This is a genomic window from Klebsiella spallanzanii (assembly GCF_902158555.1).
Classification (GTDB): Bacteria; Pseudomonadota; Gammaproteobacteria; order Enterobacterales; family Enterobacteriaceae; genus Klebsiella; species Klebsiella spallanzanii.
In genome coordinates, this window is sequence record NZ_CABGGS010000044.1 from 301,059 (window position 1) to 327,591 (window position 26,533).

General features: G+C 54.4%; 26 protein-coding genes. 12 read left to right on the top strand and 14 right to left on the bottom strand.

What is annotated here, in order from left to right:
- Positions 1-6: 6 nt before the first annotated feature.
- From FN082_RS24185 to pabB, 4 genes are all read right to left on the bottom strand, one after another.
- Entirely contained in the window at positions 7-1,572 is a 1,566-nt protein-coding gene (locus FN082_RS24185) for an EAL domain-containing protein (RefSeq protein WP_139536284.1), read from the bottom strand.
- Between the two features lie 129 nt (positions 1,573-1,701).
- Positions 1,702-3,066, bottom strand: coding sequence for an L-serine ammonia-lyase (gene sdaA, locus FN082_RS24190; RefSeq protein WP_139536283.1), 1,365 nt, complete (start codon positions 3,064-3,066; stop codon positions 1,702-1,704).
- A 162-nt stretch (positions 3,067-3,228) separates the two neighbouring features.
- Complete coding sequence (locus FN082_RS24195) at positions 3,229-3,807, bottom strand: CoA pyrophosphatase (RefSeq protein ID WP_139536282.1); 579 nt, start codon at positions 3,805-3,807, stop codon at positions 3,229-3,231.
- 3 nt (positions 3,808-3,810) lie between these two features.
- Positions 3,811-5,166 carry an aminodeoxychorismate synthase component 1 gene (gene pabB, locus FN082_RS24200; RefSeq protein ID WP_142982523.1) on the bottom strand — a complete coding sequence of 452 codons (1,356 nt, stop codon included), beginning with the start codon at positions 5,164-5,166 and terminating at the stop codon, positions 3,811-3,813.
- Between the two features lie 90 nt (positions 5,167-5,256).
- On the opposite strand from pabB, the gene FN082_RS24205 reads away from it, so the two are divergent.
- Entirely contained in the window at positions 5,257-5,436 is a 180-nt protein-coding gene (locus FN082_RS24205) for a YoaH family protein (RefSeq protein ID WP_004103292.1), read from the top strand.
- Position 5,437: 1 nt separating this feature from the next.
- On the opposite strand, the gene FN082_RS24210 is transcribed toward FN082_RS24205, so the two are convergent.
- Complete coding sequence (locus FN082_RS24210) at positions 5,438-5,782, bottom strand: RidA family protein (RefSeq protein ID WP_139536280.1); 345 nt, start codon at positions 5,780-5,782, stop codon at positions 5,438-5,440.
- Between the two features lie 141 nt (positions 5,783-5,923).
- On the opposite strand from FN082_RS24210, the gene FN082_RS24215 reads away from it, so the two are divergent.
- The 5 genes from FN082_RS24215 (at position 5,924) to rnd (ending at position 12,306) form a co-directional block, all read left to right on the top strand.
- On the top strand, positions 5,924-7,834 hold the full coding sequence (locus FN082_RS24215; protein ID WP_139536279.1) for an ATP-dependent DNA helicase: 1,911 nt from the start codon (positions 5,924-5,926) through the stop codon (positions 7,832-7,834).
- A 61-nt stretch (positions 7,835-7,895) separates the two neighbouring features.
- A complete protein-coding gene (tsaB, locus tag FN082_RS24220) occupies positions 7,896-8,591 on the top strand; it encodes a tRNA (adenosine(37)-N6)-threonylcarbamoyltransferase complex dimerization subunit type 1 TsaB (RefSeq protein WP_139536278.1) in 696 nt (231 codons plus the stop codon).
- 42 nt (positions 8,592-8,633) lie between these two features.
- Complete coding sequence (locus FN082_RS24225) at positions 8,634-9,215, top strand: Slp family lipoprotein (RefSeq protein ID WP_139536277.1); 582 nt, start codon at positions 8,634-8,636, stop codon at positions 9,213-9,215.
- A gap of 208 nt (positions 9,216-9,423) precedes the next feature.
- Positions 9,424-11,109 (top strand): long-chain-fatty-acid--CoA ligase FadD, encoded by a 1,686-nt coding sequence (gene fadD, locus FN082_RS24230; RefSeq protein WP_139536478.1) that lies wholly within the window; start codon positions 9,424-9,426, stop codon positions 11,107-11,109.
- A gap of 81 nt (positions 11,110-11,190) precedes the next feature.
- Positions 11,191-12,306 carry a ribonuclease D gene (gene rnd, locus FN082_RS24235; protein WP_185932154.1) on the top strand — a complete coding sequence of 372 codons (1,116 nt, stop codon included), beginning with the start codon at positions 11,191-11,193 and terminating at the stop codon, positions 12,304-12,306.
- A gap of 82 nt (positions 12,307-12,388) precedes the next feature.
- Here the strand turns inward: rnd and minE are convergent, their stop codons facing one another.
- Genes minE through minC form a run of 3 tightly spaced genes read right to left on the bottom strand, consistent with a single transcriptional unit; the run spans position 12,389 to position 14,196 of the window.
- Positions 12,389-12,658 (bottom strand): cell division topological specificity factor MinE, encoded by a 270-nt coding sequence (gene minE, locus FN082_RS24240; RefSeq protein WP_002910902.1) that lies wholly within the window; start codon positions 12,656-12,658, stop codon positions 12,389-12,391.
- A 3-nt stretch (positions 12,659-12,661) separates the two neighbouring features.
- On the bottom strand, positions 12,662-13,474 hold the full coding sequence (gene minD, locus FN082_RS24245) for a septum site-determining protein MinD (RefSeq protein WP_004103267.1): 813 nt from the start codon (positions 13,472-13,474) through the stop codon (positions 12,662-12,664).
- 23 nt (positions 13,475-13,497) lie between these two features.
- Entirely contained in the window at positions 13,498-14,196 is a 699-nt protein-coding gene (minC, locus tag FN082_RS24250) for a septum site-determining protein MinC (RefSeq protein ID WP_139536477.1), read from the bottom strand.
- Positions 14,197-14,322: 126 nt separating this feature from the next.
- On the opposite strand from minC, the gene FN082_RS24255 reads away from it, so the two are divergent.
- From FN082_RS24255 to FN082_RS24265, 3 genes are all read left to right on the top strand, one after another.
- On the top strand, positions 14,323-14,604 hold the full coding sequence (locus tag FN082_RS24255) for a YcgL domain-containing protein (protein WP_004138522.1): 282 nt from the start codon (positions 14,323-14,325) through the stop codon (positions 14,602-14,604).
- A 17-nt stretch (positions 14,605-14,621) separates the two neighbouring features.
- On the top strand, positions 14,622-15,281 hold the full coding sequence (locus FN082_RS24260) for a fumarylacetoacetate hydrolase family protein (RefSeq protein WP_139536275.1): 660 nt from the start codon (positions 14,622-14,624) through the stop codon (positions 15,279-15,281).
- Positions 15,282-15,375: 94 nt separating this feature from the next.
- Positions 15,376-15,822, top strand: a complete 447-nt coding sequence (locus tag FN082_RS24265) for a YcgN family cysteine cluster protein (RefSeq protein ID WP_142463213.1) — start codon at positions 15,376-15,378, stop codon at positions 15,820-15,822.
- A gap of 9 nt (positions 15,823-15,831) precedes the next feature.
- On the opposite strand, the gene FN082_RS24270 is transcribed toward FN082_RS24265, so the two are convergent.
- The 3 genes from FN082_RS24270 to nhaB all read right to left on the bottom strand — a co-directional run bounded on the left by FN082_RS24270 (position 15,832) and on the right by nhaB (position 18,507).
- Positions 15,832-16,176 carry a DUF1971 domain-containing protein gene (locus FN082_RS24270; protein ID WP_142982545.1) on the bottom strand — a complete coding sequence of 115 codons (345 nt, stop codon included), beginning with the start codon at positions 16,174-16,176 and terminating at the stop codon, positions 15,832-15,834.
- 116 nt (positions 16,177-16,292) lie between these two features.
- Positions 16,293-16,823, bottom strand: a complete 531-nt coding sequence (dsbB, locus tag FN082_RS24275) for a disulfide bond formation protein DsbB (RefSeq protein WP_139536273.1) — start codon at positions 16,821-16,823, stop codon at positions 16,293-16,295.
- A gap of 130 nt (positions 16,824-16,953) precedes the next feature.
- Positions 16,954-18,507, bottom strand: a complete 1,554-nt coding sequence (gene nhaB, locus FN082_RS24280) for a sodium/proton antiporter NhaB (protein ID WP_142463215.1) — start codon at positions 18,505-18,507, stop codon at positions 16,954-16,956.
- A gap of 245 nt (positions 18,508-18,752) precedes the next feature.
- On the opposite strand from nhaB, the gene fadR reads away from it, so the two are divergent.
- Positions 18,753-19,472, top strand: coding sequence for a fatty acid metabolism transcriptional regulator FadR (gene fadR / locus FN082_RS24285; protein ID WP_139536475.1), 720 nt, complete (start codon positions 18,753-18,755; stop codon positions 19,470-19,472).
- A gap of 59 nt (positions 19,473-19,531) precedes the next feature.
- Here the strand turns inward: fadR and FN082_RS24290 are convergent, their stop codons facing one another.
- Entirely contained in the window at positions 19,532-21,064 is a 1,533-nt protein-coding gene (locus FN082_RS24290; RefSeq protein ID WP_139536272.1) for a SpoVR family protein, read from the bottom strand.
- Between the two features lie 321 nt (positions 21,065-21,385).
- Between FN082_RS24290 and FN082_RS24295 the strand changes: the two genes are divergently transcribed.
- Both FN082_RS24295 and dadX read left to right on the top strand, forming a co-directional pair.
- A complete protein-coding gene (locus FN082_RS24295) occupies positions 21,386-22,684 on the top strand; it encodes a D-amino acid dehydrogenase (RefSeq protein ID WP_142982525.1) in 1,299 nt (432 codons plus the stop codon).
- Between the two features lie 12 nt (positions 22,685-22,696).
- Positions 22,697-23,767 (top strand): catabolic alanine racemase DadX, encoded by a 1,071-nt coding sequence (dadX, locus tag FN082_RS24300; protein WP_142982526.1) that lies wholly within the window; start codon positions 22,697-22,699, stop codon positions 23,765-23,767.
- A gap of 16 nt (positions 23,768-23,783) precedes the next feature.
- Here the strand turns inward: dadX and FN082_RS24305 are convergent, their stop codons facing one another.
- Both FN082_RS24305 and ldcA read right to left on the bottom strand, forming a co-directional pair.
- On the bottom strand, positions 23,784-25,517 hold the full coding sequence (locus FN082_RS24305; RefSeq protein WP_139537663.1) for a potassium/proton antiporter: 1,734 nt from the start codon (positions 25,515-25,517) through the stop codon (positions 23,784-23,786).
- 92 nt (positions 25,518-25,609) lie between these two features.
- Entirely contained in the window at positions 25,610-26,524 is a 915-nt protein-coding gene (gene ldcA, locus FN082_RS24310; RefSeq protein WP_139537661.1) for a muramoyltetrapeptide carboxypeptidase, read from the bottom strand.
- Positions 26,525-26,533: the final 9 nt, after the last annotated feature.

Sequence of the window (26,533 nt, forward strand, 5' to 3'; positions counted from 1 at the left end):
GCTTTTTTATAAAAGCATTTCCCGGCGCTTTTCCGCCGCCAGCCACTGCGGAAAGTCCTCTACCGGCATCGGCCGGGCATAATGAAACCCTTGTAATAAATCAACGCCGTTGCTGCGCAGATACTCTTCCTGCTCCGGGGTTTCGACACCTTCCGCCACCGTCACAATCTTTAGCCGACGCGCAAGCGCAATGATCATATCGGTTACCGTCGCATTGACGCTATCAATACCAATCGCACTGGTAAAAGACTTATCAATTTTCAATACATCAGGGCGCAGTTTTTCCAGCCACGAAAGAGAGCTGTTGCCGGTGCCGAAATCATCAATGGCCAGCTGCACCCCTTTGAAATGCAGATGCTCGGCCATGTGATGATCGCCATCCTGAAGCACATCGCGCTCGGTGAGTTCAACGACCAGTTGCTGTACCGGGTGAGCGCTAAACCAGTAGTGATGCAGGTCGCGCAGCAGCTCGCCGTTGGCGAAATGGCGGGCGGCGACGTTAATACTGATGTGAAAATGTTTATCCTGAGGAAAGAGGGCTAATTTGTGGGCGGTTTGGGAAATGACATAACGGGTGAGGGGGACAATCAGGTTGTAGCCCTCGGCAATCGGAATAAACACATCCGGTGAAATTGCGCCTCTGCGCGGATTATTCCAGCGCAGCAAAATTTCTACGCCGCAGCACTGGCGGGTGCGCAAATCCTGTAGAGGCTGACACCAAAGTGCGAACTCATGTGAGGTAATGCCGAGATTAATTTCACGAGAAAAGCTCATTCTTCCGGCGGTAGCCAGCCAGGCGATACCGGTCATTAACAGGCTCAGAATCAACGCCAGCGGCAGCGCGCCAGGCAGCTCATTGAGGGCGACCGCCGAGGCTCCCGGCCCGCTAACGCTGATGGTGAAGGGAAATTCCGTCGATGGTTGACGGTAGATAATCTGCTCGCCAGGCAATGCTTCCTGATTAATCAATCCAGAACCGCTAATAAAGCTTTGTTCGCCAACGTTAAGGCTAATTCCGCTGATTAATGAAGATTTTGCAGTGAAAATTAACTCGCCCAGCAGCTCGATATTAATCACCAGCAGTACGCCATCGGCACCGCTCAGCGATGCCGGATACCACTGGATAAGTACCGGAGTACCTTTGAGCAGCGAAGCGTCATGACTGAAGGTCAACAAGGGGCGATTGGTGGGTAGCGCAGGCTGTAATTGGTGAACCGGAATATGCCGTTGCCCAAAAATACTGGAACAATAAAGCTGATTTGACTGCACCAGAGCGATGGATCGTACCGTTTGCAGCGACGCCGCCAGCTTGCGTAAGGAGAGATGAACGTTCTGACAGGGCTGATTCACCAGATGCAATAGCGTCGTATGCTGAGCGGCCAAAGGACGTAGAATATTATCCATGGCGACCACCATTTTGTTGGTGCTGGTCTGGACGCGCTGCTGATTTAAGCTACGCTGCGAAATAAATCGAATGACTAACGTTGTGGTAAGCGTTAATAGCGCTACCAGCAAGCAAACCAGAATGCGTTTCCTGCGATATGTTGTTATGACTTTTTCTGCAGTCTGCATGCGCGACGCCCTGTCGGCTAAAAGTGTTAATGAGAGTAACAGCCGCCATAGAGCAAGTGTAGTGGGTGCAGATAATATAGAGAGGAAAAAGACGAATGCGCCCGATGGACGCATTCTGTTGGGCAATGATTAGTCGCACTGAACTTTGATAGCCAGGCCGCCGCGCGAGGTTTCCCGGTATTTGGCGTTCATATCTTTACCGGTCTCATACATAGTCTCAATGACTTTATCGAGCGAGACGCGCGGCTCGCTGGTGCGGCGCATCGCCATCCGGCTGGCGTTAATCGCCTTAACGGAGGCGATGGCGTTACGCTCAATGCAGGGTACCTGTACTTGCCCGGCTACCGGGTCGCAGGTAAGGCCAAGATTGTGTTCCATGCCGATTTCAGCGGCCACGCAAACCTGCTCCGGGCTGGCACCGAGGATTTCCGCCAGGCCCGCAGCCGCCATTGAGCATGCTACGCCCACTTCACCCTGGCAGCCTACTTCTGCACCGGAAATCGATGCGTTCATTTTATACAGCGCGCCGATAGCCCCTGATGCCAGGAAGTAACGAATATAGATATCCGGGCTGACGGACTCGATAAAGTGATCGTAGTAAGCCAGCACCGCCGGAACGATACCGCATGCGCCGTTAGTCGGCGCGGTGACCACCCGGCCACCAGCAGCGTTCTCTTCATTGACCGCCAGCGCGAACATATTAACCCAGTCCACCACGTTCATCGGATCGTTGGAGAGCTTGTCGCTGGCAACCAGCATCCTCCGCAGCGCAGAAGCGCGGCGAGGAACGCGCAGCGGGCCAGGCAGTACGCCTTCGGTATTCATCCCGCGATCGATACAGGCGCGCATGGTCTGCCAGATATTAGCAAAATAGTCTTCAATCTCTTTTTTGCTGTGCAGGGCCAGCTCGTTCTGCATTACCATTCCGGAGAGCGACATGCCGGTTTCTTTACAGTAGCCCAGCATCTCCTGCGCGGATTTAAACGGATAGGGCACGGAGAGCTCGCCAGCGTTCTCTTTGCCGAAATGTTCTTCATCGACGATAAAACCACCGCCGATGGAATAATAAGTTTTGCTGTAGATTTCTTTATCGCCAGCCCAGGCATGAATGGTCATTCCGTTTTCATGCAGCGGTAGGTTGTCGCTACGAAAACGCATACCGTCATTAGATGGGAAATCGACCTCATGCTGCCCTTGTGCCAGCAGTAGACGTCCGCGCTCTTCAACGTCGCGGATAAATGCCGGAATCGCGTCAATGTCGACCGTGTCGGGCTGATTGCCCGCCAGTCCCATAATGATGGCGATATCCGTGTGGTGGCCTTTGCCGGTTAATGATAGTGAGCCGTAGACGTCAACCGCCACGCGCGTCACTTCATTAAGCAATCCCTTTTCGACCAGGTCATCGACGAACTGTTTACCGGCCTTCATCGGCCCTACAGTATGGGAAGATGAGGGACCGATCCCCACCTTGAACATGTCGAATATACTAATCACGCTAACACTCCTGACAGGGTTGCCGCGGGTGCGGCAACGATGTAATAACTGCGCATAGTGTAAGAGGGAACCGGGCCATCAGCTTAAGTATTCACATGAATTAAACTAATGGATAACCGCGGATTTACTAATGCTGAGAATGTTGTCTCAGTTTGAGTATAGCTAAGGACGGGAGCCTATCTGTAGCGCCAGTTCGCGAATAATGCCTGCGGTCATTCCCCAGACAAAATAATGCTGATACCACGATAGCCAGACGCGGTGGGAATTACCCCGACGATGGATATCCAGCGGATGGTAGCGCCCCAGCCGCAGCGCTTCGGCAAGCGGCATTTCGAAGACCGCAGCAACTTCATCCTGGCTGGCGTGATAGTGCAGATTGGGGGGAATAATGCCCACCACCGGGGTGACCTGAAAGCCGGTCACGCTGTCGACCGGCGGAAGAACGCCGATAACCTCAACCGATTCTGGTGGGATCGCCACTTCCTCCTGCGCTTCGCGCAGCGCGGCGGCGATAAGCGTCGCATCGCTGTTATCCACAGCTCCGCCGGGGAAGGCGACCTGGCCTGCATGTTTACGCATCAGCGGCGAGCGTTGGGTCAGCAGCAACCCCGGCTGCGGACGTCGGACAATGGGCACCAGCACCGCTGCCTGGCGTTGGTTGAGCGCGTGGCGCGTGGGCTGCGGACGCAGAAGCTGAAAACGCGAAAGGAAGTCGTCAAGTTCGAGGGCACTGTCCGCCATGTGCTAGCTCTCCAGTTGATGCAGGATACGATTAACTTTATCAAAAGTTTCCTGATATTCCGCTGCCTCTTCACTATCGGCCACAATACCGCCGCCGGCAGAGCAATAAAGCTGCCCCTGCCAGGCTGTAAGCGTGCGGATGGTAATGCTGGTATCCATATTGCCGCAAAAGCTGAGGTATCCGATGCTGCCGCACCACGCGTTGCGCCGCTGCGGCTCTAGCTCATCAATTATCTCCATCGCTCTGACCTTCGGCGCGCCGGTAATAGACCCCCCTGGAAATGCTGCACGCAGCAGATCGGTAGCGTGAAGATGAACGGGCAGCCTGGCAGTAACGGTACTCACCAGATGATGTACGGCAGGAAATGGCTCAACCACAAACAGTTCGGGCACGCGAACGCTACCGGGCACCGCAACCCGGCCAATATCGTTACGCATTAAATCGACGATCATCAGATTTTCAGCACGGTCTTTTGGCGAATTCGCCAGCTTTTGCGCCTGCTGTTGGTCCTGCTCAGGATCGGCCAGCCTTGGCAGCGTCCCTTTGATGGGGCGGGTCTGAATTTCGCCTTGCCGAAGCTGAATAAAACGCTCCGGCGACAGGCTTAATATTGCGCCTTCCGGCAGGCGAATAAAGGCGCTGAACGGCGCGCGATTGGCGTGGTTAAGCTGACGGAAAGCCTGCCACTCATCCCCGCGATAGCCCGCCGTGAACCGCTGCGCCAGGTTAACCTGGTAACAGTCACCGCTGTGTAAATATGCCTGAATCTTGCGGAATTTCTCGCCGTACGCTTCGCGACTCATATTGGAGCGCCATTCGGAGGTTAACGCAAAGGGTTCGGTGGTGGAGGCGGATTGCCCTTCCAGCCACGCAAGGCGGGCCTGCGGGTCGTCATAGCTGATTAACGATACTTCCTGGCGCTGATTGTCGATAATCAGCGCCCAGTCGTAGATCCCCACGGCCATGTCCGGCAGGGCGATATCCGCATCCGCTTGTGACGGCAGGGTTTCAAAGCGGCGGCCAAGGTCGTAGCCGAATAGCCCCAGCGCGCCGCCGAGAAACGGCAGATGCGGGTGAGCCTGCGGCTGCAGATTAAAGCGCGCCAGCTGCTGGTGCACAAGCGTGAGCGGATCGGCGATTGACGTTGCGGTCCCTTCGCCCTCGTTTATGATGGTGGTTTGACCGTGAGTCACCAGCGTTGCGCGCGGTTGAGCGACGAGTATGTCAAACCGATTATGCGGATGTTCAGCAAAGCCGGAGTGCAACAGCATTGCCCAGGGCTGTGAACTCAAGGGGGTGAAATAGTGTTCAGCGGCATCCGGACGCCAGGGCAGGGAAATAATCGCGGGGGACAACATCGTCTTCTTTAATCCTGATCGTTACCGCCCGCTGGTATACAAGAGGACGGCGTGAAATAATTACGCCCCACAATGTAGCAGGAGTAAGTGATGTTTGCAGGTTTACCTTCGCTGAGCCACGAGCAACAGCAAAAAGCGGTCGAACGAATTCAGGAGCTCATGTCGCAGGGGATGAGCAGCGGCCAGGCCATTGCTTTAGTGGCAGATGAACTGCGCGCCTCGCATACCGGCGATCGGATTGTGGCGCGCTTTGAGGATGAAGACGAGTAAATTATACCGCGGCGATAATCTTAATCTCGACCTTGTATTTCGGGTTCATCAGTTTGGCCTGCACGGTGCAGCGTACCGGCGCATGGCCCGCGACGACCCAGGCATCCCAGGCCTGGTTCATCGCCGCAAAATCGGCGCTGTCGGCGAGGAAAATGGTCGCATCGAGAATACGCGACTTGCTGCTGCCCTGTTTCTCGAGCACTGCGTCAATCTGCGCCAGAGTATCCGCAGTTTGCGCGCAGGCGTCGGCATCCAGGTTTGACGGTACGCCAGTGTAGTACAGCGTCTGGTTGTGAATAACCACATCAGACCAGCGGGCTTCGGCATCGATACGCGTAATTGTCATTTTAATTTCCTCATTTGTTGCGGTTTATCAAGCTGCGGCAAGACTGCCATAATGTTTCACCTGCGTCACTACCTGCGCGACCACACTGGCGAAAACCACTCCACCCTGACATAATCACTGTCCAAATAACCAGGGGGTAATGTGATCGACGATTTTGCAGCAGACGGCCAGCTGGCCAGCGCGATAGCGGGATTTAAACCACGTGAACCGCAGCGCCAGATGGCTTTCGCCGTCGCCAGCGCGATTGAAGAAAGCCGCCCGCTGGTGGTTGAGGCCGGGACCGGGACCGGGAAAACCTACGCCTACCTGGCCCCCGCGCTGCGCGCAAACAAAAAAGTCATTATCTCCACTGGCTCGAAAGCGCTACAGGATCAGCTCTACAGTCGGGATTTACCCACCGTCGCCAAAGCGCTGAAGTTCACTGGCAAGCTGGCCTTGCTGAAAGGGCGTTCAAACTATCTTTGCCTCGAGCGTCTTGAGCAGCAGGCGCTTGCCGGGGGCGATTTGCCAGTGCAAACCCTCAGCGATGTGATTCTGCTGCGCTCGTGGTCGAACCAAACCGTTGATGGCGATATCAGCACCTGCGTCAGCGTGGCTGAAGATTCTCAGGCCTGGCCGTTGGTCACCAGCACCAACGATAACTGCCTCGGCAGCGACTGCCCGCTCTATAAAGATTGCTTTGTGGTAAAAGCGCGGAAAAAGGCGATGGATGCTGATGTCGTTGTCGTTAACCACCACCTGTTTCTTGCTGATATGGTGGTCAAAGAGAGCGGTTTTGCAGAGCTGATTCCCGAAGCGGAAGTGATGATCTTCGATGAAGCGCATCAGTTGCCGGACATTGCCAGCCAGTACTTCGGCCAGTCGCTCTCCAGTCGTCAACTGCTGGACCTGGCAAAAGATATCACCATTGCCTATCGCACCGAGCTTAAGGACACCCAGCAGTTGCAGAAATGCGCCGACCGCCTGGCCCAGAGCGCGCAGGATTTTCGTCTGCAGCTAGGGGAGCCTGGCTATCGCGGGAATCTGCGGGAACTTCTTGCGGATAACAACATTCAGCGCGCGCTGTTACTGCTCGATGATGCTCTTGAACTCTGTTACGACGTGGCAAAGCTATCGCTTGGCCGCTCAGCGCTGCTGGATGCCGCCTTCGAACGGGCGACATTATATCGCGGGCGGCTTAAACGACTGAAGGATACCAATCAGCCCGGTTACAGCTATTGGTACGAATGTAACTCCCGGCACTTTACGCTGGCGCTGACTCCGCTGACGGTTGCGGATAAATTTAAAGAAGTGATGGCGCAAAAGCCGGGGAGCTGGATTTTTACGTCGGCGACGCTATCGGTCAATGACGATTTACACCATTTCACCGATCGGTTGGGTATTGGCGAAGCGCAAACGCTGCTGCTGCCCAGCCCCTTCGATTATGCCCACCAGGCGCTGCTGTGCGTGCCGCGCAACTTGCCTTTGCCGAACCAGCCAGGCGCGGCGCGGCATCTGGCGGCGATGCTCAAACCGCTAATTGAGGCCAACGACGGGCGCTGTTTTATGCTCTGTACCTCCCACGCCATGATGCGCGACCTGGCGGAGCAGTTTCGCGCCACCATGACTTTGCCGGTGCTGCTGCAGGGGGAAACCAGTAAAGGCCAGCTTCTGCAGCAGTTCGTCAGCGCGGGGAATGCGCTGCTGGTGGCGACCAGTAGCTTCTGGGAAGGGGTCGACGTGCGCGGCGATGCGCTCTCGCTGGTGATCATCGACAAGCTGCCGTTCACCTCACCGGACGATCCGCTGCTTAAAGCGCGAATGGAAGATTGCCGTCTGCGCGGCGGCGATCCTTTTGATGAGGTTCAACTGCCGGACGCGGTCATTACCCTCAAACAGGGGGTGGGGCGCTTGATTCGCGATATCGACGATCGCGGGGTGCTGGTTATTTGCGACAACCGTCTGGTCATGCGTCCGTATGGCGCAACGTTCCTCGCCAGCCTGCCTCCGGCGCCGCGAACTCGCGATATCCGCCGGGCGGTGCGTTTTCTTGCGGTGCCGCCAGCGAGGTAATCCGGCGCAAAATGTGGTAAGCTGCGCGCCATTTTGTCAATCTGCGAGAGCGTGACGACCCATGCAAATTTTAGCTATCGATACCGCCACGGAGGCCTGCTCCGCGGCGCTGTGGAATGATGGCACCCTCAGTGCTCATTTTGAAATCTGCCCCCGCGAACATACCCAACGTATCCTGCCTTTGGTGCAGGATGTCCTCAACGAAAGCGGCACCTTATTAACTGAACTGGATGCGCTGGCTTTTGGCCGCGGGCCGGGTAGCTTTACCGGCGTGCGCATTGGTATCGGTATCGCGCAGGGGCTGGCGCTGGGAGCTGAGCTGCCGATGATCGGCGTTTCTACGCTGGCAACGATGGCCCAGGGGGCCTGGCGCAAAACCGGCGCAACCCGCGTGCTGGCGGCGATTGATGCCAGAATGGGCGAAGTTTATTGGGCGGAATATGTGCGCGATGAGCAGGGCGTCTGGCACGGTGAAGAGAGCGAAGCGGTAATCAAGCCGGAAGCGGTTAGCGAGCGTCTGCAACAACTGGAAGGCGAGTGGGCCACCGTGGGTACCGGCTGGCAGGCGTGGCCGGATATGGCTAGCGGTTGCGCTTTAACGCTTTTCGACGGGCAAATTCAGCTTCCTGAAGCGCAGGATATGCTGCCGCTAGCTTGCCATCTGTTTACGGTGGGCAAAACGGTGGCCGTCGAACACGCTGAACCAGTTTATTTGCGTAATGAAGTGGCGTGGAAGAAACTTCCTGGCCGCGAGTGAATCTCAGTAACTATAAGTCTGAGAAGAGGAAGGAGTCGCGTCATGGCGGGTCAAAAAACGGTAGTACGTTGGTTAGTCGCGACAGCAGTTGTCGCTGCGCTGAGTGGGTGCGCTTCGGTACCGGATGCTATTAAAGGCACCACCCCGACGCCGCAGCAGGATTTAGTCCGGGTGATGAATGCGCCGCAGCTGTATATCGGTCAGGAAGCGCGTTTTGGCGGTAAGGTCGTCAGCGTGCAGAATCAGCAGGGTAAAACCCGCTTAGAAATTGCCACTGTGCAGCTCGACGGCGCGGCGCGTCCGGAACTGGGTGAACCTTCGCGTGGGCGAATTTTTGCCGATGTAAACGGCTTTATCGATCCGGTGGATTTTCGCGGCCAACTGGTCACCGTGGTTGGTCCAATAGTCGGCGCTGTTGACGGCAAAGTTGGCAATACGCCGTATAAATTTATGCTGATGAATGCTACCGGCTACAAGCGCTGGAACGTCGTGCAGCAGGTGGTGATGCCGCCGCAGCCCATTGATCCGTGGATGTTTGGCCCGCGCCCGTGGGGCTACGGATACGGCGGTTGGGGCTGGTATAACCCAGGCCCAGCAGAAGTCAGAAACGTCGTAACCGAATGATTTTGTAGTTTTTATAAACAAAAAGAAACAGCGGCTGGTCCGCTGTTTCTTTGTTTTCAGTCAAATAAGAAAAATAAATAGTGACGCGCTTCGCAACCTGTAAAACGCCTAATTAATAAACTGGTACGCTGAGTTAATATAATGTTAACAAAATGTTTGTTGATCAGGGGTTGTGATGACGACGAATAATTACTTCAGAGGTGATGCAGTGAAAAAGGTTTGGCTAAACCGTTATCCCGCGGATGTTCCAGCGGAGATAAACCCTGACCGCTATCAATCCCTGGTTGAACTGTTTGAACACGCCGTCCGCCGCTATGCCGACCAACCGGCATTTATCAACATGGGCGAGGTGATGACTTATCGTAAGCTGGAGGAGCGCAGTCGGGCGTTCGCCGCTTATCTTCAGGAGGGCCTGGGCCTGCAAAAAGGCGACCGCGTCGCCCTGATGATGCCCAACCTGCTGCAATACCCGGTGGCGCTGTTTGGTATCCTGCGCGCGGGCATGATTGTAGTGAACGTCAATCCGCTGTATACCCCGCGCGAACTGGAGCATCAGCTTAACGATAGCGGCGCCGCCGCCATTGTGATCGTTTCCAACTTTGCGCATACCCTGGAAAAAGTGGTTGATAAAACCCAGGTCAAGCACGTGATTTTAACCCGCATGGGCGATCAGCTTTCCACAGCGAAAGGCACGCTGGTTAACTTTGTGGTGAAGTACATTAAGCGCCTGGTGCCAAAATACCACCTTCCGGACGCAATCTCGTTTCGCAGCGCGCTGCAGCACGGCTACCGTATGCAGTATATCAAGCCCGAAATCGTCTCTCAGGACCTCGCCTTCCTCCAGTACACCGGCGGCACAACCGGCGTGGCGAAAGGGGCGATGCTCACCCACCGTAATATGCTGGCGAACCTTGAGCAGGTAAATGGCACCTACGGGCCGCTGCTGCATCGCGGCAAAGAGCTGGTCGTTACCGCATTACCGCTGTACCACATCTTCGCGCTGACCATGAACTGCCTGCTGTTTATTGAGCTGGGCGGGCAGAACCTGCTGATCACTAACCCGCGCGACATTCCGGGGCTGGTCAAAGAGCTGGCGAAATATCCCTTCACCGCCATGACTGGGGTGAATACGCTGTTTAATGCGCTGCTCAATAATAAAGAGTTTCAGCAGCTCGACTTTTCCTCTCTGCATCTTTCTGCGGGCGGCGGGATGCCGGTGCAGCAGGTGGTTGCTGAGCGCTGGGTTAAGCTGACCGGGCAGTATCTTCTGGAAGGCTATGGCCTGACGGAGTGCGCGCCGCTGGTGAGCGTCAACCCGCACGATATTGATTATCACAGCGGCAGCATCGGTCTGCCGGTGCCGTCCACGGAAGCGAAGCTGGTGGATGATGATGATAATGAAGTACCGCCTGGAGAGCCGGGCGAGCTGTGCGTGAAAGGGCCGCAGGTGATGCTGGGTTACTGGCAGCGTCCTGATGCCACCGCCGAGATAATCAAGGACGGCTGGCTGCATACCGGCGATATTGCGGTAATGGATGACGAAGGATTTCTGCGCATTGTCGATCGCAAGAAAGATATGATCCTGGTTTCAGGCTTCAACGTATACCCGAACGAAATTGAAGACGTGGTTATGCAGCATTCCGGCGTGCAGGAAGTTGCTGCCGTAGGCGTACCGTCCGGAAGCAGCGGTGAAGCGGTGAAAATTTTCGTGGTCAAAAAAGACCCGACGTTAACGGAAGAGATGCTGATTACCTTTTGCCGGCGTCAGCTGACCGGCTACAAGGTGCCGAAACTGGTTGAGTTTCGCGATGAGCTGCCGAAATCCAACGTCGGGAAAATTTTACGTCGAGAACTGCGTGACGAAGCCCGCGCTAAAGTAGACAATAAAGCCTGAGCTAAGAGTGAATCGCCAGACGCCGGCTAAGCCGGCGTTTTTTATGGGCGCAAGTTAAGAGAGTACGATTTGAACTATCAGATGATCACCACCAACGATGGCCTTCGCGCCATCTGTGAAGCGGCAAACGCAGTTTCTGCTATTGCGCTGGATACGGAATTTGTCCGTACACGCACCTACTATCCGCAGCTCGGTCTGCTCCAGCTGTTTGACGGCAACCAGGTTTCATTAATTGACCCTCTGGTAATTACCGACTGGGAGCCGATGCGTGAACTGCTGCTGAATAAAAACGTGACCAAATATCTGCATGCCGGCAGTGAAGATCTGGAAGTGTTCCTTAACGCCTTTCATTTGATGCCACAGCCGCTTATCGATACGCAGATTCTGGCCGCTTTTTGCGGTCGCCCGATGTCATGGGGTTTTGCCGCGATGGTTGAAGAGTATACTGGCGTAGCGCTGGACAAGAGTGAGTCTCGTACTGACTGGCTGGCCCGTCCGCTGACTGAACGCCAGTGTATTTATGCCGCCGCCGATGTCTGGTATCTGCTGCCAATTGCCGAAAAACTGATGGCTGAAACTGACCGTGCAGGTTGGCTGTCCGCGGCGCTGGATGAATGTCAGCTGATGCAACAGCGTCGTCAGGAAGTCCTGGATCCCGCGCAGGCCTGGCACGATATCGGTAACGCCTGGCAGTTGCGTACCCGTCAGCTTGGCTGTCTGCAGTTGCTGGCTGACTGGCGGCTGCGTAAGGCGCGCGAGCGTGACCTGGCGGTCAACTTTGTCATTCGTGAGGAGCATCTGTGGAACGTGGCGCGCTATATGCCCTCCAGCCTGGGTGAGCTTGATAGCCTGGGGCTATCGGGCAGCGAAATTCGTTTCCATGGCAAGACGTTGATAAGCCTTGTCGAGAAGGCTCAGGCGCTACCGGAAGAGGCGCTGCCTGAGCCGTTACAGAACCTGATCGACATGCCGGGCTACCGCAAGGTGTTTAAGGACATTAAAGCGCTGGTGCAGGCCGTGAGCGCCGAGAAGGGCGTAAGCGCAGAGCTGCTAGCCTCAAGAAGGCAGATTAACCAACTGCTGAACTGGCACTGGGGGCTGAAAAACGGTAACGGGCAGCCTGAACTGGTTTCCGGATGGCGCGGCGAATTGATGGCCGATCGCCTGAATGCGTTGCTGAGCGAGTATCCGCGCTAAGCAGTTTTAGCCGCTACTCAAAGCAAAAAACCGGCTTCGCAGAGCGTTGCCGGGTTTTTACGCTACTTTTGGTACTACAGGGTCAGGATTTCGACTCTTCGGTTTCCGGTAAGGTCACGTTCAGCTCCAGAATCGAAATATCCCCGTCTCTCTGCTCCAGCTGTACGCTGACCATCTCCGGATCGATCTGCACGTACTTGCAAATCACTTCCAGAATGTCTTTACGCAGCTGCGGCAGGTAGTGCGGTTCAGCATCGCCGCGACGACGCTCCGCAACGATGATTTGCAGGCGCTCTTTCGCAATATTGGCGGTGTTCTTTTTCCGCGAGAGAAAAAAGTCGAGTAATGCCATAATTTATCCTCCGAACAGGCGTTTGAGGAAACCTTTCTTCTCTTCTTCGACGAAGCGGAAAGGACGTTCTTCTCCGAGCAGACGTTCAACAGTATCGGCATAGGCTTTACCTGCGTCCGATGCATCATCCAGAATAACCGGCTCACCCTGGTTCGACGCGCGCAGTACGGACTGATCTTCCGGAATCACGCCCACCAGATTGATGCGCAGAATTTCCAGCACGTCTTCCATGCTCAACATGTCGCCTTTATTTACGCGGCCAGGGTTATAACGCGTCAGCAGCAGATGCTCTTTGATCGGATCTTCGCCCCTTTCCGCGCGGCGGGATTTGGAAGCAAGGATGCCGAGGATACGGTCGGAGTCACGAACGGAGGAGACTTCCGGGTTGGTGGTGATGATGGCTTCGTCAGCGAAGTAGAGCGCCATCAGCGCACCCGTTTCGATGCCTGCAGGGGAGTCGCAGACGATAAAATCAAAATCCATCTTTTTCAGTTCTTCAAGAACTTTATCTACGCCTTCGCGGGTCAGTGCGTCTTTATCACGCGTCTGGGAGGCCGGGAGGATATAGAGGTTCTCCGTGCGCTTATCTTTGATTAACGCCTGGTTCAACGTGGCATCACCCTGGATGACGTTGACGAAGTCATAAACGACGCGACGTTCGCAGCCCATGATCAGGTCAAGGTTACGCAGACCAATATCGAAGTCGATGACGACCGTTTTCTTTCCCTTCTGGGCCAAACCAGTAGCGATGGCCGCGCTGGAGGTGGTCTTGCCAACGCCTCCTTTACCCGAAGTCACAACAATAATGCGTGCCATAGAAATTCCTTGTTAAAAAGGGATTAATTCAACGATTGAATTGTCAAAGCGCTGTCGCCTAAACGCAGGCGCGCCGCTTTGCCATAAAATTCGGCCGGAATGTTATCACTCAGCCAGTATTCTCCCGCGATGGAGACCAGCTCCGCCGAGAGGTTGGTACAAAATATTTGGGCATCTCTGTCGCCGCCAGCACCGGCAAGCGCGCGTCCTCGCATCATGCCATAGACATGGATATTACCATCGGCGATAAGTTCAGCTCCGGCACTCACATGGTTTGTAACAATAAGATCACAGTGTGGCGCATAAATACGCTGACCGGAACGTACCGGCTGATCAATCAAACGCGTTTTTGTGATCTGATTAACAACTGGCGGTGGTGAAACAGGTTCGGGTGCTGCCTGACGGGCTATTTTTTCTTTCCCTTCGGTTAATAAAGGGAGCCCGGCGCGGTCAATTTCCGTTTTCAGCCGGGGAAGTTTACACCCGCTTACGCCCATAATTCGCAGGCCGGTAGCCGCAATAGCTTCATGGAGAGGGCGCCAGTCGACGGCGTCTTCAATGCTGCTGATGTTCACAACCACGGGGGCATGACGTAAAAAGGCGGGAGCCTGGGCGATTTTGTCTTCTAACGCCTGACGAATAACCTCGGGATTTGCATCGTGCAAATGAACCACAGATAAGGTGAAGCTACTGCCCTTAAGTTCGATTGGCGTATTTGACATCCTGGCCTTACTCAATTTGCTGTTTATCACCCGCTGAAGTGCGGTGATATTCCGAAGACTAAAAGGCATGTTATAGTCACTCATATATTGAGGCAAGTGACCACAGGTCTAATTCCGAGTAAAACTATGTTTTGTGTGATCTATCGAAGTACTAAACGTGAGCAAACCTATTTATATGTCGAAAAAAAGGACGATTTCTCCCGCGTTCCCGACGAATTAATGTATAGCTTCGGCACGCCTAAATTGGCAATGATTCTGCCGCTCGATGGACGAAAAAAACTCATTCACGCCGATTTGGATAAAGTGAAACAGGCTCTGGCCGATCAGGGCTATTACCTGCAACTTCCTCCTCCGTCTGAAAATTTACTCAAGAAACACCTGGCGGAACAGGGGAATAAATCTGATTAACCCACTAAGGGGAAATAATGTACCAACATCATAACTGGCAGGGTGCGCTACTGGATTATCCGGTAAGCAAGGTGGTTTGCGTGGGCAGCAATTATGCGAAACACATTAAGGAGATGGGCAGTGCGACGCCGGAAGAACCGGTGCTGTTTATTAAACCTGAGACGGCGCTATGCGACATCCGCCAGCCGTTGGTGCTTCCTGAAGGCCTGGGTTCGGTGCATCATGAAGTGGAGCTGGCGGTGCTGATTGGCGGTACGCTGCGTCAGGCAACGGAAGATCATGTGCTTAAAGCCATCGCGGGTTATGGCGTGGCGCTGGATCTTACCCTGCGCGATCTGCAGGGCAAAATGAAAAAAGCCGGCCAGCCGTGGGAAAAGGCGAAGGGTTTTGATAACTCCTGCCCGATTTCAGGATTTATTCCGGCGGCCGAGTTTCATGGCGATGCGCAGGATACTCCGCTGAGCCTGAAGGTAAATGGCGAAGTGCGCCAGCACGGCACAACGGCCGACATGATCCATAAAATTGTGCCGCTGATTGCCTATATGTCGCGTTTCTTCACCCTGAAAGCCGGTGATGTGGTGCTGACGGGGACCCCGGAAGGTGTGGGTCCGCTAAGCAGCGGTGATGAACTGGAAGTCGGTTTTAACGGATTATCGTTAACCACCCGCGTGCTGTAACGTCCGCTTGCCGCCTTCTCCAGGCGGCAAAACTTGCATCGGCGTGCCAGACTCGTTATAAGGTGCACCCTGAATTGCAATGACGGACATCCCAATGAGCGAACAACCTTTCTGGCAACAAAAAACACTGGATGAAATGAGCGATGCGGAGTGGGAATCACTTTGCGATGGCTGCGGACAGTGCTGCCTGCATAAGCTGATGGATGAGGATACTGACGAAATCTACTTTACTAACGTCGCCTGCCGTCAACTGAATATCAAAACCTGCCAGTGCCGCAATTACGAGCGCCGCTTCGAATATGAACCGGACTGCATTAAGCTAACTCGCGATAACTTGCCCACTTTCGAATGGCTGCCGCCGACCTGTGCCTATCGCCTGCTGGCTGAAGGTAAACCGCTGCCGCACTGGCACCCGCTGTTGACCGGCTCTAAGGCCGCGATGCATGGCGAACGCATTTCCGTTCGCCATATTGCGGTTAAAGAGTCCACCGTAGTGGACTGGCAAGATCATATCCTGAATAAACCAGATTGGGCGCAGTAAGGCGCTCAGTTAATTTTTCCTGGCGTGGAATAGCCCGCTTTCACCGTCGGTCTCGTCTTCGACCCAGAAGTTAATATTGAACTGTGCATCATCGCTTAGCTCGATGCGATGCCAGTATTGTGGCGGGCTGGTGGCGAACTGCCCGGCATTGATGATCACTTTCGCCTCTGGTTCTGTCGCCTGCTCATCGGCGAAACCGTAATAGGTTACCGTCCCCTCCATCACGCAAAGTTGACCGAAAACACCCGCAGCGGTGTTGTGGTGCGTCAGCAGAGCGGCAGGAACGTTTTGTTTGGTAAAGAATGGGGTGGAGCGTTTTACTTTCCAGTTAGCGGGAATACGCAAATGAGACATCATGTGCTCCTTAGTGAATGCATATAAGATGTATTTAATATGCATCTTTAAGGCGCAGGGGTCAACTCGCAGGCAAAAAAAACGCTCCCGAAGGAGCGCTTTATCAGCAATCGATCTTAGCGACCAAATAGATCGCGCTTTTTCGGTTTAAACGGCTGGGCGATAAGCACCAGCACACCGACAATCAGGTAGGCGGCGAAGATCCCGACCAGCCATTGCGGCATTTCCAGGGTCAGGAATTCCCACTGGCGCACGGAGCAGTCGCCGGTAGCCACGAATACCTGCGGCAGCCATTTGTCCAGCGGCAGCCAGGTTGGGAAGCGCGCGGCAAAATCACAGGTCTGGAAGGGGGAAGGGTGAAGCTGAATCATGGTGTGCTCCCACGCCAGCTGTAGCCCGCGCAAGGCGCTGTAGAGCCAGATAACTATCGCTACGTAGCGCAGCGGTGATTTAGGCGCAATGGCGCCGACAATACCGGCACCCATCACGCCGAATAGCGCACAGCGTTCGTAAATACACAAGACGCATGGTTGCAGCAACATCACGTGCTGGAACCACAAAGCAACCAATTCAAGAATAAACGCGGTTAGCGCCATCAGGAGCCAGGCACCGCGTCCCCTTGAGCACTGGTTTAAATATCGCAACATAATCATTTCCCTGGAACATGCTAAATCATGGCAGTGTAAACGAAAACCGAAGCGACGCCAGCAGCTAGTCAGAAAATATTACGTAAACGAATATGGAATACCCGGATTTATGACCTGGGTATCCGCTATTTTATTTGAGCAACTGCGGTGTAACCAGCCAGCCGTGATCGAGCATCCACTGGGTGGCCGGCATTAAGGTAAACTCAACGCATGCCAGACCCACCAGAGTCAGGACGATGGTATAGGGCAGCGCCATCCACACCATCCGGCCATAGGAGAGGCGAATCAGCGGGGCCAGGGCAGAAGTGAGCAGGAACAGGAATGCCGCCTGGCCGTTTGGTGTGGCAACGGATGGCAGGTTGGTCCCGGTGTTAATCGCCACCGCCAGCAGTTCAAACTGTTGGATGCTGATGGTGCCTTGTTCCAGGGCGGCCTTCACTTCATTGATGTAGACCGTGCCGACAAAGACGTTGTCGGAAATCGACGACAGCAGGCCGTTAAACAGATAAAACAGCGATAGCTGAGCATGCGGTGATGCCTGTAGCACGAACTCAATCACCGGAGCGAACAGGTGCTGGTCAATAATCACCGCAACTATGGCAAAGAAGACGGTTAACAGCGCGGTAAACGGTAAGGCTTCGGTAAACGCTTTGCCGATAGCGTGTTCATCGGTCACCCCGGAGAAGGTGGTGGCCAGAATAATCACCGACAGGCCGATCAGGCCAACTTCCGCAAGGTGCAGCGCCAGAGCGATGATCAGCCAGACGCCGATAATTCCCTGGGCAATCAGGCGCAGACGATCCTGACGGCTGCGGCTCTGGCGGCTGCGGTCGTCAAATTCCTGCAGTACTTTGCGCACGGCTGGCGGCAGCGGTTCGCCGTAGCCAAAGAGACGGAATTTCTCCAGCAGCAGACAGACTATCAGACCGCAGGCTAGTACCGGTAAGGTGACCGGTATCATGCGCAAGAAGAATTCGCCAAAATGCCAGCCAGCGGCTTTAGCAATAATCAGGTTCTGCGGTTCGCCAACCATGGTCATCACGCCTCCGAGCGCGGTACCAATACCAGCATGCATCATCAGGCTGCGCAAAAAACCGCGAAATTGCTCCAGCACATCGCGGTAGTGCTGAGCGATATGGCTATCGTCGAGCATATCGTCATCGTCCGGTCGCGCCGACGCGACCTTGTGATAAATACCGTAGAAGCCAACGGCGACGCTAATCACTACCGCAACAACGGTTAATGCGTCAAGGAAGGCGGAAAGGAAGGCGGAAGCGACGCAAAACGCCAGCGACAGCAGCATCTTGCTGCGGATGCCGAGGAGCAAACGGGTAAAGATGAACAGCAGCAGCTGTTTCATGAAGTAGATCCCTGCCACCATAAACATCAACAGCAGCAGAACCTCAAGATTGCTGGCAATTTCTTCCCTGATATGTCCCGGACTGGTCATACCAATAAATACGGCTTCAATCGCCAGCAGGCCGCCCGGTAACAGCGGGTAGCACTTAAGCGCCATCGCCAGAGTGAATATGAATTCGATAACCAGCAACCATCCGGCAATAAATGGATGAAGAAAAAACACTAACGGATTAACAATTAAGAAAATAATGAGGGTGAGCTTATACCAGTCCGGGGACTGACCCAGAAAATTGCGCCATAGTGCGCGACCGTAAGACATTTCCACGACAGACATCCTTTCTCCGCAAAATTTGAAACATGATTTTATAGGTGACTATTCGCAAGATTACCAGTTGCGCAAAACCGGATGCAACTTTCTTCGCATCACGTTCTTTAGAATAGAGAAAGTGTGAAATGAAAAGTCGAAAATGAAACGGCGATCCCTTTTTAATTACTTTCTGGCGCTATCTGCTCTATAGAGGCTCTGGTATGATGAGTCCAATTGCAACGCTGTGTAATGGAAATCTTATTATGGTCATTAAGGCGCAAAGCCCTGCGGGTTTCGCTGAAGAGTACATCATTGAAAGTATCTGGAATAATCGCTTTCCCCCTGGTTCAATCCTTCCCGCTGAACGTGAACTTTCTGAACTGATTGGTGTGACCCGTACAACCTTACGTGAAGTGTTGCAGCGCCTGGCCCGCGATGGCTGGTTAACTATTCAGCATGGTAAGCCCACGAAAGTGAATAATTTCTGGGAAACATCAGGCCTGAATATCCTTGAAACGCTGGCGCGTCTCGATCATGACAGCGTTCCTCAACTGATTGACAACCTGCTGTCAGTGCGCACGAATATTTCGACTATTTTTATTCGTACCGCTTTCCGTCAGCATCCTGATAAGGCGCTGGACGTTCTGGCAAGCGCCCGTGAGATTGAAGACCATGCCGATGCCTTTGCCGAGCTGGATTACAACATTTTCCGCGGTCTGGCGTTTGCTTCAGGTAACCCGATCTACGGCCTGATCCTCAATGGCATGAAAGGTTTATATACTCGCATTGGGCGCCACTATTTCGCCAATCCGGAAGCGCGTAGTCTGGCGATGGGCTTCTATCATCAGTTGGCGAAAGTTTGTGAAGAGGGCCTTCATGAACAGGTTTATGATATTGTGCGCCGCTACGGACACGACAGCGGCGAAATTTGGCATCGTATGCAGAAGAACCTGCCGGGTGATTTAGCGATTAATATGCGTTAAGTCCAGGAAATAATAATAAAAAACGCCCGGCGAGAAACCGGGCGTTTTGCTTTTTAGGGTTAGAGCGGGTTTTGCCGAGGTGGCGTCCGCTCAAGCAACTCGACGCTACCGTCGGCATTCTGTTGTTCCAGAAGAACATCAAATCCCCACAGGCGATGAACGTGCTTAAGAACCTCGCGACGGCCTTTATCCAGCGGCACGCGGTTATGCGGCACATAGCGCAGAGTTAACGAGCGATCGCCACGCAGATCGACGTTCCACACCTGGATATTCGGCTCAAGGTTGCTCAGATTGTACTGTGCTGAAAGCTTCGAGCGGATCTCACGATATCCCTCTTCATTATGAATAGCGGATATTTCCAGATAGTTGTTGTGATCGTCATCCAGCACGGTAAAGAAGCGGAAATCACGCATGATTTTTGGCGACAGAAACTGGCTGATAAAGCTCTCATCCTTGAAGTCACGCATCGCGAAGTGCAGCGTTTCGAGCCAGTCCGAACCGGCAATATCCGGGAACCAGTATCTGTCCTCTTCCGTCGGCGACTGGCAGATGCGTTTAATATCCTGAAACATGGCAAAGCCCAACGCATACGGGTTGATTCCGCTATACCACTGGCTGTTGTACGGCGGTTGGAACACCACGTTAGTGTGGCTGTGCAGAAACTCCAGCATAAAGCGTTCCGTCACTTTACCTTCATCATAAAGATGATTAAGGATGGTGTAGTGCCAGAAGGTCGCCCAACCCTCGTTCATGACCTGAGTCTGCTTCTGCGGATAAAAGTACTGGCTGACTTTACGCACGATGCGCAGAATTTCACGCTGCCATGGCTCCAGCAACGGGGCGTTTTTCTCCATGAAATAGAGCAGGTTTTCCTGTGGCTCAGAAGGATAGCGACGCGCCGCTTCAATGGTTTTTTCCTCTTCGCGCTTCGGCAGGGTGCGCCACAGCATATTCACCTGACTTTGCAGATACTCCTCACGGCTTTTCTGCCGCGCCTTCTCTTCCTGTAAAGAGATTTTTTGCGGGCGTTTGTAGCGGTCGACGCCGTAGTTCATTAAGGCATGACAGGAGTCGAGCAGCTTCTCTACTTCATCAACGCCGTAGCGCTCTTCACATTCGGTAATGTATTTACGCGCGAAGATCAGATAGTCAATGATTGAACTGGCGTCGGTCCAGCTGCGAAACAGGTAGTTGTTTTTGAAGAAGGAGTTGTGCCCGTAACAGGCGTGCGCCATCACCAGCGCCTGCATGGTAATGGTGTTCTCTTCCATCAAATAAGCAATACAGGGGTTGGAGTTGATGACGATTTCATAGGCCAGTCCCTGCTGACCGTGCTTGTAGGCCTGCTCGGTCTCAATGAATTTTTTACCAAACGACCAGTGCGGATAGTTGATAGGCATCCCGACGCTGGAGTAGGCATCCATCATCTGCTCGGAAGTAATGACTTCGATTTGGTGCGGGTAGGTGTCAAGACGATACAGCTTCGCTACCCGATCGACTTCTGCCAGATAGGTCTCCAGCAGCTCAAAAGTCCAGTCGGGTCCATCGCTTAAACGGGTTGTGTCCTTGTTCATGGAATCAATCGTAGCCATTAGCGCGCCCTCGTTGTTGATGGTTCTCTCTGTACGGAAAACCTCTAAACAAGCATAGAACACAGTGTTGCAAACTGCGTCCATGAGCAATTTCTTTTCTTCGCGATTTCACAATCTGAAAGGCGTTTTTCTCCGCTTTAATTGGAATTTAATTCTGCAGAAGAATGAAGCACAGCAGGAGATGGTAAATCAATGGTGTCAGTACTGGCGCAGAGTCCTGTGAGATAAGTCACCATAAATAAAGCGTATGTTGAATAATATTTTCATCTGGGTTATCAATTTGTAATCAGACGATTGTTCTTTAACTATTACGGAGGCGCTATGCGCGTCGTCATACTGGGAAGTGGGGTAGTTGGGGTCGCTAGTGCCTGGTATTTAAGTCAGGCAGGACATCAGGTAACGGTTATCGACCGCCAGCCAGGGCCAGCTGAAGAGACCAGCGCTGCGAACGCCGGGCAGATCTCACCCGGCTATGCTGCGCCGTGGGCGGCGCCGGGCGTACCGCTGAAGGCGATTAAGTGGATGTTCCAGAAGCACGCTCCTCTGGCCATTGGACTTGATGGCACCCAGTTCCAGCTAAAATGGATGTGGCAGATGCTGCGCAACTGCGATACCCGCCATTATATGGAAAATAAAGGGCGTATGGTGCGTCTGGCGGAGTACAGCCGCGACTGCCTGAAAGCGCTACGCGAGAGTACCGGTATCCAGTATGAAGGCCGGCAGGGCGGAACTCTTCAGCTTTTCCGCACCGAAAAACAGTTCGAAAACGCCACTCGTGATATTGCCGTGCTGCAGGACGCGGGGGTTCCTTATCAACTGCTGGAGGCTAATCGCCTGCTTGAAGTTGAGCCCGCGCTCGCCGAAGTCAACCACAAGCTGACCGGCGGTTTGCGCTTACCAAATGATGAAACGGGTGACTGCCAGCTATTTACCACGCGTCTGGCGTTGATGGCTGAGCAGGCGGGCGTGACTTTCCGGTTTAATACTTCAGTAGATGCTCTGTTATATGAAGGAGAGCAAATCTCCGGTGTGAAGTGCGGAGCTGAAATAATCAAAGCCGACGCTTACGTCATGGCTATGGGTTCATATTCAACGGCGATGCTGAAAGGGCTGGTGGATATTCCGGTTTATCCGCTGAAAGGCTATTCACTAACGATTCCAATTGCCCAGGAAGACGGCGCGCCGGTATCGACTATCCTTGATGAAACTTACAAAATCGCCATCACCCGCTTTGATAATCGTATTCGCGTCGGCGGGATGGCGGAGATTGTCGGTTTTAATAAAGAGCTGTTGCAGCCCAGGCGTGAAACGCTGGAGATGGTGGTGCGCGATCTGTTTCCGCGCGGTGGTCATATAGAACAGGCGACCTTCTGGACCGGATTACGCCCAATGACCCCGGACGGCACGCCAGTAGTCGGACGCACGGCATACAAAAACCTGTGGCTGAACACCGGGCACGGTACTTTAGGCTGGACCATGGCCTGCGGCTCCGGGCAGCTGATTAGCGATTTAATCTCCGGACGTACTCCGGCGATCCCATATGACGATCTTGCCGTTGCCCGCTACGGCCGTGGTTATATCCCGACTCGCGCTCAGCATCTGCACGGTGTTCACCATTAATAAGGAGCTTTCATGTCCCGTCCAGTCAAGGCCAGCATTGATACGTCAGCCTTACGACAAAATCAGCAAATTGTTCGCCGCGCGGCGCCCGGCTCGCGTCTGTGGGCGGTCGTTAAAGCGAATGCGTATGGCCACGGTCTGGCGAGGGTCTGGAATGCGCTAAGCGCGGCAGACGGTTTCGCTATGTTAAATCTGGAAGAGGCGATCCTTCTGCGTGAGCTGGGCTGGAAAGGGCCGATACTGATGTTAGAGGGTTTCTTCCATGCTGATGAACTGGCGCTGTTTGATAAATACCGCCTGACGACCAACGTGCACAGTAACTGGCAAATTAAGGCGCTTCAGCAGGCTAAACTGCACGCGCCGCTCGATATCTACGTTAAGGTGAATAGCGGGATGAACCGGCTGGGCTTTATGCCGGACCGTCTGCAAATCGTCTGGCAGCAGCTACGGGGGCTCAAAAACGTCAGTGAAATGACGTTAATGTCGCACTTTGCCGAGGCGGAAAATCCGCATGGAATTGTGGAGCCGATGCGGCGCATTGAGCAGGCTGCCGAAGGGCTGGATTGCCCGCGATCGCTGGCTAACTCAGCGGCCACGTTATGGCATCCGGAGTCGCATTTTAACTGGGTAAGGCCGGGAATCGTATTGTATGGCGCTTCGCCTTCCGGCCTGTGGCAGGACGTTGCCAACACCGGACTGAAGCCGGTCATGACGCTAAGCAGCGAAATTATCGCCGTGCAGAACTTGAAACCCGGCGAAGCGGTGGGATACGGCGGCATCTACAGGACGACACAAGAGCAGCGCATTGGTATTGTGGCCTGCGGCTATGCCGATGGCTATCCTCGCTTAGCGCCGAGCGGTACGCCAGTGCTGGTTGACGGCGTACGCACCGTCACGGTAGGGCGAATATCGATGGATATGCTGGCGGTGGATTTAACCCCTTGCCCGCAGGCGGGTATTGGCACACCGGTCGAACTGTGGGGTAAAGAGATTAAAATTGACGATGTCGCTGCCACCAGCGGCACCGTCGGTTATGAACTCATGTGCGCTTTAGCACCGAGGGTGCCAGTTGTGACGGTGTAACTTATCCTGAGGCGGATCACTCCGCCTCGTCCTCCGCCATACGTACGCCAACCCGCAGAACGTGATCTTCTTCTTTTTCCGCTACCGTCCATACCATTCCTGCAAACTCCACCTGGTCACCGACAACCGGGGCCGCCCCTAACAGATGCTGCACCACATCACCCAGCGACTGCTGGTGATCGCGGAACTCTTCGCCGCCGTCGATGCCGTAAATCTGCGCGACGTCGGCAAATTTTGCATTCGCATCAAGGATAAAATCACCGAAGAAGCGCTGATCGAGCGCCACCGGCGGCGACTGGCTGAACAGCTTACCCAGCGCGGGCAAATCGCGTTCGCGGCCAATAACGCAGAGAATATCGCCTTCCAGCAGGCGCGTACTGCCGGTGGGGTGTAGCAGAGCGTTATCGCGGAACAGTGCGGCAATGCGCGTTTCCGGCGGCATATGCAGGTCGCGCAGCGCCGCGCCAACGCACCATTTTTCGGCGCTAAGTTGATAGACAAACTGCTCCCACGGGTTCTCCGGATGAATATCCAGCCCAACGCGGGAGATGGGGGAACCGACCGGGGGCACCACCACTTTGGCTTTTTTGGCAGCCCAGGACAGAGATGTGCCCTGCAAAAGCAGCGACACCAGTACCACGAAGAAGGCCACGTTAAAGAACAGCCGCGCGTTCTCCAGGCCAGCCATCATCGGGAAAACGGCGAGAATAATCGGTACCGCGCCGCGCAGGCCGACCCAACTGATAAAGATGCGCTCGCGTAGATTAAAGCCGCGAAATGGCAGCAGACCGGCAAATACCGACAGCGGACGGGCGACAAAGATCATCCACATCGACAGAATCAGCGCCGGGATGGCGATAGGCCACAGGTCGGACGGCGTGACCAGCAGGCCGAGCACCAGGAACATGGCGATTTGCGCCAGCCAGGCCAGACCGTCAAAGTTTTGCAGAATACCGTGGCGGTTGCGAATTGGTCTGTTGCCGAGCAGGAAGCCGCACAGGTAGACCGCGAGGATACCGCTACCGTCCAGCGAGGTAGTGGCGGCAAAAATCATGATCCCGCCGCTCAGCGCCAGAAGAGGGTAAAGACCGGTTGGCAGGACGATGCGGTTAATCATCTGCAGCAGCAGGTAACCGCCGCCGAGGCCGATAGCAATACCCAACCCGAACTGCTGCACAATATGCACCACGAACATCCAGCTCAGCCCTGTTTCATGCTGCTGAATCATCTCGATAAGGGTAATGGTCAGGAATACCGCCATTGGGTCGTTGCTGCCAGATTCAATTTCCAGCGTCGAGCCGACGCGTTCGTTCAGTCCCTTACCGCCGAGCAGGGAGAATACCGCCGCCGCATCGGTCGAACCGACAATCGCGCCGATCAGCATCCCCTCAATCAGGTCTAAATGAAACAGCCAGGCCGCCATCAGGCCGGTCAGGGCTGAGGTAATTAACACCCCGACCGTGGCAAGCGACAGCGCCGGCCAAAGCGCCACGCGAAAGGAGCTGGCCTGGGTGCGCATTCCGCCATCAAGCAGAATAACCGCCAGCGCCAGGTTGCTCACCATATAGGCAAAAGGGTAGTTGTCAAAAGGAATGCCGCCGATACCGTCAACGCCCGCCAGCATCCCAATGGCTAAGAAGATAACCAGTATCGGGATGCCGAGGCGTGAAGAAAAGGAACTTAATAAAATGCTACAGGTTACTAAAACGGAACCCAGGATAAACAGACTGATGACCGCAGCGGCGTCCAATGTTGACGTACTCCTTACCGGCGTGAAGATGAATTAAAAACTACACCATTTTAACAATCTGACGCCGTTCAGGATATGCGTAAGACGAATTTTTATTCGGCCAGAACCGGGTGTCCACTGATGCTCAAGGTGGTGATGGATGCGTTGTTCACCAGCAGCGCTCTGGCGCCGAGCGGCAAGGTTACCGTGCGCTGCTCATGACCGAAATCCAGGCCGCTGATGACAGGAATGTTAAGCTGGGCGCGAAGGTATTCGTATACCATCGGCAGGTCATAACCGGCATCGTAATCGTTGGCATTTGCCCCGGTAAAACTGCCGAGAACAATCGCCCGCTGGCGCGCCAGAATACCGCTGTGAAGCAGCTGCAACAGCATTCTTTCGACACGAAACGGGTGCTCGTTAATATCCTCAAGCACCAATATGCCGTCGCTAATTTGCGGTAGCCACGGCGTGCCGATAAGCGAGGTTAACATTGCCAGATTCCCCCCCCACAGGGTGCCGTCGGCGCGGCAGCTTGGTCCATCTCCATGCCATTCGAGCGTAAATGCTGGATTACGCAGCGCCTGCCAAAAATGGTGTTCAGTAAATTCGTTAAGCGTTTCAGCGCCAAAGTTTCCGGCCAGCATCGGGCCGCTAAAAGTGATTATGCTACCCTTTGCCAGCAGGCCCATTTGAACAGCGGTGAAATCGCTGTGGCCGCAAATAAGCAGCGGATCCTGCTGCTGGCGAGCGATCAGCGCCCGCCAGTCAATGTGCGGCAGCAGGCGAGTCGCGCCGTAGCCGCCGCGTACCGCCAGTACAATGCGGTTTTTGCCGTCCAGGGCGGCGAGCTGGTTGATATCGGCAAGGCGTTCACTCTCCGTTCCGGCAAAACGTAGCGCCCGGCGGGGGATAACTTCCTGGTGCATGACCTGATGCCCGGCCTCCTGCAGACGTTGAACGCCGCGGTTCGCCGCCTCCTGGTTAATGCAATAACCGGAAGGGGCGATGAGATAAAACTGGGTCATGACAATTCC